This is a genomic window from Burkholderia sp. 9120, from assembly GCF_000745015.1.
Taxonomy (GTDB): Bacteria; Pseudomonadota; Gammaproteobacteria; order Burkholderiales; family Burkholderiaceae; genus Paraburkholderia.
Genome location: NZ_JQNA01000002.1, coordinates 6,105,395 through 6,118,076 on the forward strand (window position 1 = coordinate 6,105,395; position 12,682 = coordinate 6,118,076).

Annotated in this window: 11 protein-coding genes; 10 read left to right on the forward strand and 1 reads right to left on the reverse strand. The window is 64.0% G+C overall.

Going from position 1 to position 12,682, the window contains the following annotated elements:
- Positions 1–12 precede the first annotated feature (12 nt).
- From FA94_RS35155 to FA94_RS35170, 4 genes are all read left to right on the forward strand, one after another.
- The gene (locus FA94_RS35155; protein ID WP_035560668.1) at positions 13–984 is read left to right on the forward strand and encodes a chemotaxis protein CheX; all 972 of its coding nucleotides are present in this window, start codon (positions 13–15) and stop codon (positions 982–984) included.
- Positions 985–1,004: 20 nt separating this feature from the next.
- Complete coding sequence (locus tag FA94_RS35160) at positions 1,005–1,370, forward strand: response regulator (protein ID WP_035560669.1); 366 nt, start codon at positions 1,005–1,007, stop codon at positions 1,368–1,370.
- Positions 1,371–1,683: 313 nt separating this feature from the next.
- Positions 1,684–2,559: a class II glutamine amidotransferase gene (locus FA94_RS35165; protein ID WP_035560672.1), complete on the forward strand. Its 876-nt coding sequence runs from the start codon at positions 1,684–1,686 to the stop codon at positions 2,557–2,559.
- Positions 2,560–2,715: 156 nt separating this feature from the next.
- The gene (locus FA94_RS35170; protein ID WP_035560675.1) at positions 2,716–3,882 is read left to right on the forward strand and encodes a porin; all 1,167 of its coding nucleotides are present in this window, start codon (positions 2,716–2,718) and stop codon (positions 3,880–3,882) included.
- A gap of 121 nt (positions 3,883–4,003) precedes the next feature.
- Here FA94_RS35170 and FA94_RS35175 read toward each other — a convergent pair whose 3' ends face one another.
- Positions 4,004–4,969: a LysR family transcriptional regulator gene (locus tag FA94_RS35175; RefSeq protein WP_408306612.1), complete on the reverse strand. Its 966-nt coding sequence runs from the start codon at positions 4,967–4,969 to the stop codon at positions 4,004–4,006.
- 236 nt (positions 4,970–5,205) lie between these two features.
- Here FA94_RS35175 and FA94_RS35180 point away from each other — a divergent pair, with 236 nt between their 5' ends.
- From FA94_RS35180 to FA94_RS35205, 6 genes are all read left to right on the forward strand, one after another.
- On the forward strand, positions 5,206–6,552 hold the full coding sequence (locus FA94_RS35180) for an MFS transporter (RefSeq protein WP_035560682.1): 1,347 nt from the start codon (positions 5,206–5,208) through the stop codon (positions 6,550–6,552).
- 10 nt (positions 6,553–6,562) lie between these two features.
- Positions 6,563–7,342: an SDR family NAD(P)-dependent oxidoreductase gene (locus FA94_RS35185; protein WP_035560685.1), complete on the forward strand. Its 780-nt coding sequence runs from the start codon at positions 6,563–6,565 to the stop codon at positions 7,340–7,342.
- A 65-nt stretch (positions 7,343–7,407) separates the two neighbouring features.
- The gene (gene ilvD / locus FA94_RS35190) at positions 7,408–9,135 is read left to right on the forward strand and encodes a dihydroxy-acid dehydratase (protein WP_035560687.1); all 1,728 of its coding nucleotides are present in this window, start codon (positions 7,408–7,410) and stop codon (positions 9,133–9,135) included.
- Entirely contained in the window at positions 9,132–10,040 is a 909-nt protein-coding gene (locus FA94_RS35195; RefSeq protein ID WP_035560688.1) for an NAD(P)-dependent oxidoreductase, read from the forward strand. The genes ilvD and FA94_RS35195 overlap by 4 nt, the downstream gene beginning before the upstream one ends.
- Positions 10,041–10,122: 82 nt before the next feature.
- On the forward strand, positions 10,123–11,436 hold the full coding sequence (locus FA94_RS35200; RefSeq protein WP_035560691.1) for an MFS transporter: 1,314 nt from the start codon (positions 10,123–10,125) through the stop codon (positions 11,434–11,436).
- Positions 11,437–11,902: 466 nt separating this feature from the next.
- The gene (locus FA94_RS35205; RefSeq protein ID WP_035560694.1) at positions 11,903–12,649 is read left to right on the forward strand and encodes a winged helix-turn-helix domain-containing protein; all 747 of its coding nucleotides are present in this window, start codon (positions 11,903–11,905) and stop codon (positions 12,647–12,649) included.
- Positions 12,650–12,682: the final 33 nt, after the last annotated feature.

Here is a 12,682-nt window from a genome sequence, read left to right on the forward strand (position 1 = left end):
CAGGAACGCGACATGAACATGAACAAGCCGGTCAGCAAGGTGCTGGTGCTAGACGACTCGCCGCTGCACAAGGAAGCGCTGAAGCAGTTTTGCGACGAGAACAATCTGGTCGGCGTGAAAGTCGGCAAGAACCGGTTGCAGTCGGTGCTGCGCTCGAATATCGATCTGGGCGCGGTGCTATTCGCCGAGAGCTATGGCGGCTCGCTCGAAGCCAGCGCCGAGATCGCGATCCGGATCAACGCGGTGCGGCCCGAGTTGCCGATCATCATGCGGCGCGATAGCGAGGCCAGTGTGGACAGCCTGCCCGAGAGTCTGCGCCGTGTGATCTGCGCCGCCTATGTCGGGCACGACATGGCGCCGCTGCGCCAGGTGATCGACGAATACATTTTCAGCCTGGACTATCCGAACGCGTTGGTGCGCGGTATCGCCGACATGACGCAGGCGATTCTCGGCGACGTGTTCAAGGACCTCGTCATTACGTGCGACACGCCGTATATCGTGCGCGACCGCATTATCTTCGGCGAAGTGTTCAGCCTGATTCCGCTGGAAAGCGCGTGGTGCCGCGGCTACATGATGATGCAAGCCGAAGAGGCGCCGATCCTCGACCTGCTCGATCGTTACCGGATGGTCGACCACGCGCCGGACGGCGAAGCGGACTTCCGCGATCTGAACGGCGTGCTCGGCGAGGTGACGAACCTGATCTGGGGTTCGTTCAAGAACCGCTATGTCGGCGACGCGGACGCCTGGCAGCGCAGCCAGGTGCAGGTGCCGCTGCTGGTGAATCACAAGCACCGGTACATCTCGTTCGGCAGCGGCAATCCGCAACTGTGCTTCATGTATTGGCTGAAGGACCCGCAGTCGGGTCGCTCGGTCAAGCTGCATCAACGTTTTGTGTTCAGCCTGAGCTGGTCGCCGGAAGACTTCAAGGAAGTCACGGACGACGTCGGCGCGATGGTCGAAGCGGGCGAACTGGATCTGTTCTGATTGTTGTCATAGGAAAAATCATGTCGAAAATTCTGGTGGTGGATGACTCGAGCACGGTGCGTGACGAAGTGGCCGGCTTTCTGAAAAAGAACGGCCTGGACGTCGATACGGCCGTGGACGGCAAGGACGGCCTCGCCAAGCTGAAGGCCAGCCCCGGCATCAAGCTGGTGATCAGCGACGTCAACATGCCGAACATGGACGGTCTGACGATGGTCGAAAAGATTCGCGGCGAGCTGGCGAACACGAGCGTCAACGTGATCATGCTGACGACGGAAAGCAGCCCGGCCATGAAGGAGCGTGGTAAGGCGGCGGGCGTCAAAGGCTGGATCGTCAAGCCGTTCAAGGGCGACGCGGTGCTGGAAACGTTCCGCAAGCTGGCAAGCTGAAGTCGGTAAGAGCGGCGGTAAAAGCTCGGCCAATGCCGTGAGATTGGCCAAAGGTGAGGTTTTTCGGGAGCCGCTCGCCCGTGATTTGCAAAGCACGATTCGCTATAACGGCGGCGGTTGAAACACGCTAGTCTCCCAATGACTGTGAACGACCCGGGATGACGAGTGATGGCCGCGATAACTTCAGGCAGTGCTGGCGCCGTAATGGCGGATGCCGTCGGCTTGTTCGTGCCTGGGTCTCTTCTGCGTATGCCGGTGTTTATGCCTGTGCCTGTGCGTTGGCTGGCGCAGGCCGCTTAAGGCGAGGCCGGACATGTGCCAACTGCTCGCCCTTAGCTGCGCCGAACCCACCGACGTCAGTTTCTCGCTGACAGGTTTCGCCGCGCGCGGTGGTCTCACGGATCATCACGTCGACGGCTGGGGCGTCGCGTTCTACGAAGACCGCGCGTGCCGCGTGTTCGTCGACGAAAAGCCGGCGTATCAGTCGCCGGTCGCGGCCTTTCTGAAAAGCTATCCGATCAAGTCACGCAATGTCGTCGCGCATATTCGCAAGGCGACGCAGGGTGGCGCGCGCGTCGAGAACTGCCATCCGTTCATGCGCGAGTTGCGCGGCCAGCAATGGGTGTTCGCGCATAACGGCGACTTGCGGCCGCTCGGTGAACCGGAGCCCGGTCCGTATGCGCCGGTCGGCACGACCGATAGCGAAGCCGCGTTCTGCTTCATCATGAATCGCCTGTACGCGCATTTCGCCGCGAACACGAACGCAAGCGCGGACGCAAACGTCGACGACATCGACGACATCGACGCCGTATTCAACGTCATCGAACAGGCGACGCGCACGCTGAACACCTTCGGCATTTTCAACTTCGTGTTGTCGAACGGCCAGGCGCAATTCGCCTATTGCTCGACGCGGCTCTCGTACGTGATTCGCCATTGGCCGTTTTCGCGCGCACGTCTGGTCGACGGCGATCTGAGCGTGGATTTTGCCGAGCGCGGCACGCCGGCCGATCGCACCGCGGTGATCGCCACCACGCCGCTGACCGACGAAGCGTGGACCGCGTGCCAGCCGGGCGATCTGCTGATGTTCCGCAGCGGCGCGCTGTTGCGCCGCGCCCACGTCGCCGTTCCCGCCGACGTGCTCGCCACGTCGAAATACGCGCTCTCCGAGCAGTCCGCCGTACCGGCGTGACGTCACATCGAAACGGGATTAGCGCGGCCGAAATCAAGGCCGCGCCACTGTCGCTTTCATATTCTTCGAAGATTTAGTTAGTTTGCCGACGCCCGCTCGTCTCGTATCGTTTCGCCAGTTTTAAACAAATACAACATCGATACGGGAACACGAATCATGAAGCGTCTTTCTCTCCTCGCATTGCCCGCCGGTCTCCTTCTGGCAGCCGGCGCTCAGGCGCAAAGCAGCGTCACGCTGTACGGTATCGCCGATGCCGGCATCGCTTACGTCCACAACGCACAAGGTGCGAACGGCCAGAATCAGTCGTCGCTGGTGAAGTTCAGTAGCGGCAACGTCTCCGGCAGCCGCTGGGGCCTCAAGGGCACCGAAGACCTGGGCGGCGGTCTCGCCGCGGTATTCCAGATCGAGAACGGCTACAACCTCGGCACGGGCACGCTGGGTCAGGGCAGCCGCGAATTCGGCCGCAAGTCGGTGGTCGGTCTGTCGAGCAGCACGTGGGGCACGGTCACGCTGGGACGCCAATACGATCCGATCGTCGATCTGGTTCAAGGCCTCACGGAAGACAACTACTTCGGCGGCACCTTCGCCTCGCCGGGTGACCTCGATAACTACGACAACAGCCTGCGCGTGAGCAACTCGGTCAAGTACGTGAGCCCGCTGTTCGCCGGCTTCCAGGTCGAGGCACTGTATGGCGTGGGCGGCGTGGCCGGCGCAAGCGGCAACGGTCAGACCTACAGCTTCGGCGCGGCCTATGCGAACGGTCCGCTGTCGCTGGGCGCCGGTTACTTCTATGCCAACGGCGGCAATACGACGACGGGCAACGTGCGGACGTGGACCAGCAGCTCCGACACGCTGTTCAACACGGTCATCAACTCGGGCTTTGCGAGCGCGAAGTCGATTCAGATCGTGCGGGTGGGTGGACAGTACGTGATCGGCGCGGCAACGGTCGGTCTTGCGTATTCGAACACGCAGTACGCGACCGACGCGTTCTCCGCGTACCACAGCACGGCGAAGTTCAACAACGGCTCGGTGTTCTTCAACTATCAGATCACGCCGGCGTTGCGCACGGGTGTCGGCTACAACTACACGTCGCTGACGGGTCCAAGCTCGGCGCATTACAACCAGGTCAACCTCGGTGCGGATTACGCGCTGTCCAAGCGCACCGATCTGTATGCGCTGGCGGGCTACCAGAAGGCGAGCGGCAACACGTTGAATGCGAGCGGCAAGGTGGTGAACGCACAGGCGTCGATCGGCAGTTTCGGTGTCAACTCGGGGACCAACAGCCAGGAGTTGGCGGTGATCGGCATCCGTCACAAGTTCTGATTGTTTGCATGAACGCACCGGCCGTCGTGATGGCGGCCGGGCTGCCGAATGTCTTCATCGCGGTCAAAGGTGAGGATATTCGGGAGCCGACGCGCGTCGGGCTATCCGTGAGTCCATCACGTCATTCCGCCTCACCTGTCAGCAATTCCGACGACGATTCCCGCAAGCAGTCGCTGAACAGATCCGCTGCCGGCGCCGACGTATCCGCGCGCCACACCAGCACCACTTCACCCAGCGGTTCGAGGGGCGCGAGCGGCAGCACGCGCATCCGTCCACGGCTCACGTGATGACGCGCGACCGAGAGCGGCAGGATCGACACGAAGTCGCCGCGAATCAGCAGCGATAGATTCAACGTTAGCGAACTGGATTCGAGCGCGCCGCGATCGAGCGCGATGCCCTGCGCGGCGAGCGCTTCGACGAGCGTCGCAAAGGCCGGCGAGCCGCGCAACGGCGTGATCCAGCGCAGCGGGCGCAGGTCGTTCCAGCTCACCGGCAGGTCGACCTTGCCGAGCGGATGGCTCGCGCCCACCACGAACACGAACGGCTCGCGATGCAGCGTCTGCTGGCTCAGCACGTCCTGATTGTCGGCGATGCGATTGCGTCCTAAGGCGAGATCGAGCTCGCCTTCGTCGAGCATTTTGACCAGCTTGTCGAGCGTCGTTTCGACGAACGACAGGGTCGCGGTCGGCGCACGCCGCATGAATAGTTCGACCGCGTGTGCGATCAGCGGCTGCGGAATTGTCGTGACGGCGCCGAAGCGTACGTGACCGGCCGTACCCGTGGTCAACGCGCTGACGTCGCGGCGCGCCAGTTCGATATGCCGCAGAATCTCGCGCCCGCGCGCGGCCATCACCTTGCCGATGCCGGTCAGCTCGACCGCATTGCCCACGCGCCTCGCGACGGGCACGCCGAGCGCTTCCTCGATTTCGCCGATCTGCTTCGAGATGGCCGGTTGCGTCACGTGAAACGCGGCCGCCACGCGCGTGACCTGACCGAGGTCGGCGAGACTCACCAGTATGCGCAGATGCGGCAGTTTCAGACCGCTGCGAAAGAAGCGGTCGATTGCGTCGTTTTCAGGGGTTGCCACCCAGATTGCCTCATGAACATAACTAAACGGTAATAACCCGCGCCGAAACGGTGATTTGCAGCGCGGTGCGCAACCCGGCTACGCTTCACTATCGGCGGGACGGTTGGGCGTGAAACGGGTGAGACGAGCATAGCAGCTACGCGTCGGCCACCTGACTCAGGGTATAACCGGAGTCGCTTCATGCACCGCACGCCGCGACCACAGCGCGCCACCAAGCGTGCGGAAGGAGACATTGCATGAGCACCCCCCTTTACGGCGGCGCCGCGCGGCCCGCCTTGCCAACAGAAACCGGCGGAACCGGCGAACCCGTCGAATCCGCGGAACGCGCGGCGCTCTATCGCAAGCTCGCGTGGCGCATCGTGCCGTTTCTGTTTCTCGCGTTCATCGTCGCGTATATCGATCGTGTGAACGTCAGCTTCGCTAAATTGCAGATGCTCACCGATCTCTCGTTAAGCGAGACCGTGTATGGCGCGGGCGCGGGCATTTTCTTCCTCGGCTATTTCATCTTCGAAGTGCCGAGCAATCTGATCCTGCATCGCGTCGGCGCGCGGCTCTGGATCGCGCGAATCATGGTGACGTGGTCGATCGTGTCGTGTCTGACGATGTTCGCGAGCGGCGCCACCTCGTTCTATGTGCTGCGCTTCCTGCTCGGCGTGGCCGAAGCCGGTTTCTTTCCGGGCATCGTGCTGTATCTGTCCACCTGGTTCCCGTCGAACCGGCGCTCGCAGATCATTGCGCTCTTCATGGCGGCGATTCCGGTGTCGGGTGCGATTGGCGGTCCGGTGTCGGGCTGGATCATGCAGCACCTTGCGGGCGTGCAGGGATTGGCCGGCTGGAAGTGGCTGTTCCTGATAGAAGGGATCGCCTCGCTCGTGGTCGGCGTCGTGGCGTTCTTCGTGCTGCACGACCGTATCGAGTCGGTGAGCTGGCTCTCCAAAGACGAGAAAGCGCTTCTTGCGCGCGATCTCGACGCCGATGCGCAGACCCGTGCGCATCAAACGGTGCGCGGCGCGTTTACCAATCCGAAAGTGTGGCTGCTCGGGCTGTTGTACTTCTGCATTGCGATGGGCAACTACGGCCTCGTGTTCTGGCTACCGACGATGATCCGCGCCAGCGGCGTCGTCAGCGTGGCGAACATCGGCCTGTTGTCGGCGGTGCCGTCGCTGATCAGCGCGGTCGCGATGATCCTGATCGCGCGTCACGCCGATCAACACGACGAGCGGCGCATCCACGTCGCGGTGTGCGCGGTGCTCGGCGCGGCCGGCATGCTGGCGTCGGTGCTGCTCGGCCAGCACGTGTGGCTTTCCATGGTGGCGCTGGTGGTCGCGGCCATCGGCATCAATTCGATTGCGCCGGTGTTCTGGGGCATTCCGACCGCGCTGATGGGCGGCGTGGGCGCGGCGGCGGCGATCGCGGTGATCAACTGCACCGGCAATCTGGCGGGTTTCGTGAGCCCGTATGTGATTGGATTTCTGAAAGACGCGACCGGCACCTTGCTGCCCGGCATGATCGTGCTCGCCTGCGCGCTGGTGCTGGCTGCGGTGATCGTGCTGGCCATGCCGGCCACGCGCAGGACAGCATGAGGAGAGCAGGATGACGCATCAGGTTTGTATGGTCACGGGTGCCGCGACCGGTATCGGCGCGGCGACCGCGCTGCGCTTCGCGGGCGCCGGCTGGGCGGTGGCGCTCGGCAATTTCGACGACAGTACGCGTGAAGCGGCCTTGGCCGTCGAAGCACAATGCCGGCGGCTCGGCGCCGAGACGCTGATCTTCGACGCCGACGTCGGCTCCGACGCTGCGTGTGTGAAGGCCGTGAATAAGGTGGCGAAGCAATGGCAGCGTATCGACGCGCTGATCAACTGCGCGGGGACGACGCGCTTTATCCCGCACGGCGATCTCGCTTCCGTCGACGATATGGAGTTCGAGCGGGTGTATCGCGTGAACCTGATCGGCATGTTTCAGATGACGCGCGCCGCGGTGCCCGTGCTGCGTGAATCGTCGACACCGTCGCACAGCAGTTCGGTGATCAATATCTCGTCGCTGGCCTCGTTGAACGGCACGGGGTCTTCCATCGCCTATGCGGCTTCGAAGGGCGCCGTCAACACGCTGACGCTCTCGTTGGCCCGCAATCTGGCGCCGCATATTCGCGTGAATGCGCTGGCCCCAGGCATGGTGGACGACGGCTTGCCGCGCCGCGTGCTCGGTGAAGCGGCGTACGCGAAAATTGTCGACAGCATGACCGAGGTCGCACCGCTCAAGCGCGTGTCGCAGCCCGGCGAGATCGCGGACCTTGCGTGGTTCATCGCCGCGCATGCGCCGGCGATGACCGGCCAGGTGATCGCCGCGGAGAACGGCTTGCTGTTGAACGGTTGAAGCGACGACGCCACTCGCCCAACGCACCGCCCAACGCACCGCCCCATACATGCACAGGACCCACCATGAGCAATCTCCACAAACACCGCTCGCGTACCGTGACCGAAGGCATCACGCGCACGCCGCATCGCGCGTTCCTGCGCGCGACCGGCATGGACGACGCCGCAATCGATAAACCGTTCGTCGCGATCGTCGATACGTTCGGCGAAAACACACCGTGCTCGATGTCGCTCGCGGCGGTCTCCGACAACGTGCGGCTCGGCGTGGCGGCGGGCGGCGGCGTGCCGATTCGCGGCTCGGCGATTTCGGTGTCGGACGGGACGTCGATGAATCACTCCGGCATGCGCTTTAGCCTTGTGTCGCGCGAGATCATTGCGGACAGCGTCGAGGTGTTCGTGCGCGCGCATTGCTATGACGCGTTCGTCGGCGTGGCCGGTTGCGACAAGACGCTGCCCGGCATTTTGATGGGCATGGTGCGGGTGAACGTGCCGGGTGTGTTTCTGTTCGGCGGCGCGATGTTGCCGGGCATTGCGCCGGACGGCACACAGGCCACGATCCTGACCGCGATCGAAGCCGTCGGCGCCGCGCAACGCGGCGACATGTCGCTCGAGACGCTACGCGGTATTGAAAAGCGCTGCACGCCGGGCGCGGGTTCGTGTCCTGGCCAGTTCACCGCGAACACGATGGCGATGGTGGCCGAAACGCTCGGTCTCGCGCCGCTCGGTTCGGCAATGGTCCCGGCCGTGTATAGCGAGCGCATTGCGATTGCGCGCCGCGCCGGCGAAACGGTGATGAACATGCTGAAGCACGGCGGTCCGCTGCCGCGCGATCTGGTCACGCGTAAGAGTCTGGAGAACGCGTGCGCCGCGGTCGCGGCGACCGGCGGCTCGACCAACGCCGCGCTGCATATTCCGGCGATCGCGCATGAGGCGGGCATCCGCTTCACGCTCGACGACGTCTCCGAGGTGCTCGCGCGCACGCCGTTGATCGGCGATCTCCAGCCGGGCGGGCAGTATCTGGCGCTCGATCTCTACCACGTGGGCGGCGTGCCGGCTGTGTTGAATGCGTTGCTTGCCGGCGGTTATCTGCACGGCGATACGCTGACGCAAACCGGCGAAACGCTCGAAGTCGCGTTGCAAGCGTTCGCGGGTCCGGATGGTCGCGTCGTGCGCGCGCATAACGAGCCGTTGAGTGAGAACGCGGGGCTGGTTGTCCTGCGCGGCAACCTCGCGCCTGATGGTGCCTGTCTGAAGACCGCGGGGTTGAAGTCGCTGGTCTTCAGCGGCACCGCGCGCGTGTTCGAAACCGAAGAAGCGTGCATGTCGGTCGTCTCGAAGCGCACCTATCAGGAAGGCGACGTCCTGGTGATCCGCAACGAAGGGCCGAAGGGCGGTCCCGGCATGCGCGAGATGCTCAGCGTGACGGCAGCCCTCTACGGGCAAGGCATGGGCGAGAAAGTCGCGTTGCTGACCGACGGTCGTTTTTCCGGCGCGACACGCGGCATGTGTATCGGCTATGTCGGACCGGAGGCCGCGGCGGGCGGCCCGATTCGTTTGCTGAAAGACGGCGACCGGATTCATATCGATGCCCACAAGGGCACGCTCGACGTCGAGCTGAGCGAAGCGGAACTCGCGCGCCGTGGCGCGGAGGCGGTGCCGTTCACGCGGGGGCGTCTGGGCGGTGTGCTGGAGAAATACGAAGCGCTGGTGCGGCCGGCGAATCTCGGCGCGGTGACCCATTCGGGCGCGGTCGAGTGGCCGTATGAGGCGTCGATCGGCGAGGAGGAGGCATGAGTCATGGCGATTTGCCTGCGACGCCGCGCGTCGGCTTCTGCGGAATCGGCAAGATGGGCGAGCCGATGGCCTGGCGGCTGCTTGCGGCCGGCCATGCGTTGCGGGTGTGGAACCGTTCGTCGGCGAAGTTGGCGCAGCTTGAGGCGCATGGCGCGGTAGTCGATGAATCGCCCAGGCAGTTGGCCGCGCACAGCGACGTCGTGATGCTGTGCCTCGGCGACGCCGACGCTGTCGAAGACGTCGTGTTCGGCGCTGAAGGACTCGCGCGGGCGGTCAACGCGCCGCGCTTTCTGATCGACCACTCGACCCTCGCACCCAGGCAGGCGCGCCACTTCGCGCAGCGCTGGCATGAGATGAGCGGCGGTGCGTGGATCGACGCGCCCGTGTCGGGCGGCACGGCAGGCGCCGCGGCGGGCACGCTCGCGATCTTCTGCGGTGGCGGCGCGCCGGAGATCGCTGCGGTCGAACCGCTGTTGCGTGCTTATGCGTCGCGTGTGACGCGCATGGGCGCGAGCGGTGCCGGACAAGCGACCAAACTCGCCAATCAGGCGATCGTCGTGACGACCATTGCGGGGATTGCCGAAGCCTGCGTGCTCGCACAACGCACGGGTATCGACGCCGCGTCGATGCCCGCCGCGTTGGGCGGCGGTTGGGCCGATTCGGTGCTGCTGCAAACCTTGCTGCCGCGCATGCTCACGCCGCCGTCGAATCCGTCGGGCACGATCAGGACCATGTTGAAGGATCTCGACGCGGTCGCCGAGTTGGCGCGCGAGTCGCATGCGCCGCTGCGGGCAGTCGGCGAAGTGCGCAAGCTATTGCAGGAAGCCATGGAGCAAGGACTCGGCGACGAGGACATTTCGCAGATCGTCCGCGTTCTGCTCAAGCAGTCCATGGGAGAAGGGTGAGCGGGCGCGGGTCGAAAAAATAACTCAACGCCAAAGCGGCGAACAGGGCGGCACGCCCTGCAAAGCTGCCCAGGAGACAAGCATGTCCAGTTTTGAATCGTCCAGTCTGTCGCACGATATGCCGGTGCGGCTCACGCGCTCGCAGTGGCGCATGATCCTGCTCGCGAGTCTCGGCGGCGCGCTTGAGTTCTACGATTTCGTCGTCTACGGCATCTTCGCGCAGTTCATCGGCCGCGCTTTTTTTCCGATGCAGAACCCGATCGTCGGCTTGATGCTGTCGTTCGCGGTGTTTGCAATCGGCTATCTGGCACGGCCCGTCGGCGGCATCGTGCTCAGCTATTTCGGCGACCGGTACGGACGCCGGCGCGTGTTCATCGTGTCGGTGATCGTCGTGTCGATGTGCACGATCGGCATGGGTATCGTGCCGACTTACGCGACCTGGGGCATCGGCGCCACCCTGCTGATGATCCTGCTGCGACTGGTGCAGGGCTTCTGTCTGGGCGGCGAGCTGCCTGGCTCGATCACCTATGTGGTCGAAACGGTGCCGCGGCGCGCGGGCTTTGTCTGCGGCGTCGTGTTTTTCTGCGTGAATTCCGGCGTGCTGCTGGCGGCGGCCGTCAATCTGTCGGTGCATAGCCTGCTCACCGGCGACGATGTCGCAGCCTACGGTTGGCGCATCGCGTTTCTGTTCGGCGGCGCGATCGGCCTGTTGAGTTTCTGGCTGCGTCGCAAGCTCGAAGAAACCCCTGCGTTTGCAGAGATGAAGCATCTGGCGGCCAAACATCCGCTGTCGGAACTGTTGCGTGAGCATTGGCAGCCGGTGCTGCTCGGCATCGGCACGACGGCGGTGGTGGCCGCGTTCAACGGCTTGCTGTTCGCGCACATGCCAGCCTATCTCGACCGGGTGCTGCACTACGATCCGCGGCGCGTGGCGATCGGCCAGAACGTCGGGCTTGCGGTGGTGTCGACGGGCATTCTGTTGTCCGGCTGGCTCGGCGATAAATTGCCGAGGCGCTATGTGCTGCGCGTGGGCTCGTTGCTGCTGATGGTGTTGAGCTACCCCTTCTATCTCGCGGCAAGCCGCCATAGTGTCGACGTCGTGCTGCTGCTCGCGCTGGCGGGCGTGGCCGCGTGCCTCGCCAACGGAACGTTCGCCTGCATCATCGCCGACATGTTCCCGACGCGCGTGCGGTTCAGCGGCGTCGCGTTAACCTTCAACATCAGCTTCACAGTGTTTAGCGGCACGGCGCCGTTGATCGCGACGTGGCTGATTTCGTCGACGGGCAACGTCGTCGCGCCCGCGTATTTCATGGCGGCATGCGCGGCGCTCTCGCTGGCCGCAAGCTTTGGATTGAAAGCGGTGAGCGGCAAGATCGAACCGCGCTCACCGGCCTGACAAGGCGCGGCCCCACTTTCGTCAGGTCCACTGCCGTCGTGGTTTCTTACCTGGGTATGCAAATTACCCCAGCACCGCTAAAGGTGAGGGTTTGCGGGAGTAGTCGGTTTGACACCTCCCGCGCCACGCCCAGCATGCCTTTGCGCCCTGCCCCTAAGCTCGAAAGGTGAGGGTTTTCGGGAGTTGGGCAAACCGCACCTTGCGCCTAACCCCGACCGCTCCGAATCAAAGGTGAGTATTTGCGGGAGCGTGTCCCGCCCGTCGGTGCGCGGCACGCGCGCAATCCCATATCACGTTCCAGATTGAAAGAGTTGGAAAGAAATTGCCAACCTTGGGGGCTGTTCCGCGTTTTGAGATGAGCCGCATACAGGGAAGATGGCGACGCGGACGACAAAGTCTGCGGCTTCGCTATACCTGCAAGCCGGACCCTGTCTCTGAAAAACGATCGTCTCCTGGAATCAGTTGGATGAGTCAGCATATTCTTTTCGTTGGCGCCGATGCCGGCTTGACAGCCGTGGTAGGCGCATCGTTGCGCGGGCAAGGCTGCGGGGTGTCCGCACGTCCACCGGTCGTCGGTCTCAAGCACGTGGTCGAGATGGAGCGGCCGGCGTTGCTGGTGCTCGACATCTCCGCGCCGCATGGCGATGGGTTGGCGGTGTTGCGCGACCTGCGCCTGAGCGGTAACGACGTGCCGGTGATTCTGCTGTCGGCGGGCAGCAAGGCGATCGATCGGGTGATCGGTCTCGAACTGGGCGCCGACGATTTCATGAGCAAGCCCGCCGATCCCGCCGAACTGCTCGCCCGCATCCGCGTGCTACTAAGACGGCGCGGCGCGCTCGCGCCAGGCGCGCCGGAAACGCGGCCGCCTTATCGCTTCGGCCGCTGCGAGCTGAACTTCTCCGCGCGCGAGTTGCATCGCGATAACGAGCGCTTCGCGCTGCGTAGTTCCGAGTTCGCGTTGCTGAAAATCTTCGTCAATCACGCGATGACCGTGCTCACACGCGTGCAGCTCAACGAGCAGCTACGCGGCAGTAGTGTGGTGCATCAAGGGCGCAGTCTCGATGTGTCGATCTGGCGATTGCGTCGGCTGATCGAGATGGATCCTTCCGAACCGCGTTACGTGCAGACGGTGTGGGGACGCGGCTATGTGTTCGTGCCGCACGGCGAGATCGGTGCGGCCGAGCGCGGCGCAATGGTCGCGCCCGGCGTGTGACGCGTGTATCTGGCCCGCGATCTGGCGTTAGCG